The following is a 1,612-nucleotide window of genomic DNA, read 5'->3' on the forward strand; positions in this document are numbered from 1 at the left end:
CTGACTCGTCCTGAAATAGGTTTACACAAATAATGTGTAAAATGGAAAAAAAGAGTAAACCTAATTTAGGACAATGGTGTGGAAATCGGCTGTATTTTTCAGATCATGAAAAGAAGCTAATTATTCATGACTATTTGTCCGGCAATGAAACAAAAAAGGCTGTTTATAACAGGTATACCGGATATAAAACCGAAAATGGTAAGATTGCTATGTGGATGCGGAAATTAGGCATTAATGATAAATTCATCAAAACCGCTAACTTTGAGTCTATGCCCAACAGCAAAAAAGAAGATGGGACCGGTTCTGAGGAATTTGAAATTCTCAAGCTAAAGAAACGCATTGAAGACCTTGAAAAGCAAGTTCAGACAGCAGAGATGAAGGCTGTTGCCTTCTCCACGATGGTTGATTTTGCCGAGAAGGAGTTTAACATTTCTATAAGAAAAAAGTACAATACCAAACCATCGAAGAAATGAAGTATAACTTCAAGGGCATAAGTTTAGTCGACTTATGCTCTTGGTTTGGCCTGACAAGACAAGCATATTACCAAAATAAGCACCGTGTTTTAAAAACAGCCATAGAAGAAGAGATACTGATTCTGGAAATTCGGGGTATCCGTAAGAAACACAAGTGTTTGGGAGGCAGAAAACTGTTCGGTAAACTTGAGGAGTTTATGTACGAGCATCAAATAAAAATGGGAAGGGATGCCTTCTTTGATCTGCTAAGAAGCGGGGGACTGCTGGTTCGGAGACGAAAACGGCATCACGTAACCACCAACTCGAATCACTGGATGAAGAAATATCCCAACTTGATCAAGGACCTGGAGCCAGTGAGCCCGAATCACATTTGGGTAAGCGACATTACTTACTGGAAGACAAAAGGGGGCCATTATTACATCAGCTTTATAACAGATGCTTACTCAAGAAAAATCGTCGGTTATCAGGTGGCAGAGACGATGGAAGCAATCGAAAGTATTTATGCGTTAAAAATGGCGTTAAAAGGACTTGATACGAGGGCTTTTGTACTGATTCATCACTCGGATAGAGGATCTCAATACTGTAGTGCTGGGTATGTGGAACTACTCAGAAAAAACAACATTCAAATATCAATGACAGAAAATGGGGATCCATTGGAAAATGCTCTTGCTGAGAGATTAAACGGAATAATAAAGGGAGAATATCTTTTTGATTATCAGATAGATAGCCTAGAGGAAGCTAAAACTATATTGGAGTCTGTTGTTGGACTCTATAATGAAGAAAGACCGCACTCGAGCGTTGGCAATATGGTTCCATCGCAGGTACATGAGGGATCCTTGGATAAAGAAGTTAGGCGTTTATGGAAAAACTATTATAAGAAAAGGGAATTAAGCGAAATGGAAAAATGAGTTTTCTTAGGAATAGACAGAATAGGTTTAAAGTAACCCAGGACGAAAGCCCTGGGTCAACCTTATCTGATCAACCTATTCCTGGTCAGTTGCTCTCCAGCAGAGCTGATTTACGCTTCGGTTGATAAATGTAAATGTAAACCTATTTTCGGACTTAATTTAAATGTAAATTTGTGGTAGGACTAACAATGAATAAAATTTAAATCTGTAAACTTTTTTCAGGACGGGTCA

Annotated in this window: 2 protein-coding genes; both read left to right on the forward strand. The window is 38.6% G+C overall.

The window, feature by feature from the left end; all coding sequences use genetic code 11:
* Positions 1 to 41 precede the first annotated feature (41 nt).
* Positions 42 to 473 (forward strand): hypothetical protein, encoded by a 432-nt coding sequence (locus tag GJS45_RS23550; protein WP_162344347.1) that lies wholly within the window; start codon positions 42 to 44, stop codon positions 471 to 473.
* Positions 470 to 1,381 (forward strand): IS3 family transposase, encoded by a 912-nt coding sequence (locus GJS45_RS23555; RefSeq protein WP_235954951.1) that lies wholly within the window; start codon positions 470 to 472, stop codon positions 1,379 to 1,381. Before GJS45_RS23550 ends, GJS45_RS23555 begins: the two co-directional genes overlap by 4 nt.
* Positions 1,382 to 1,612 lie beyond the last annotated feature (231 nt).

The sequence above is a fragment of the Cyclobacterium salsum genome, assembly GCF_010119245.1.
Taxonomy (GTDB): Bacteria; Bacteroidota; Bacteroidia; order Cytophagales; family Cyclobacteriaceae; genus Cyclobacterium; species Cyclobacterium salsum.

Bases quoted from the DNA above. Each gene is read 5' to 3' on its own strand.
- GJS45_RS23550 (WP_162344347.1), top strand. From the start codon at position 42: ATGGAAAAAAAGAGTAAACCTAATTTAGGACAATGGTGTGGAAATCGG.
- GJS45_RS23555 (WP_235954951.1), top strand. From the start codon at position 470: ATGAAGTATAACTTCAAGGGCATAAGTTTAGTCGACTTATGCTCTTGG.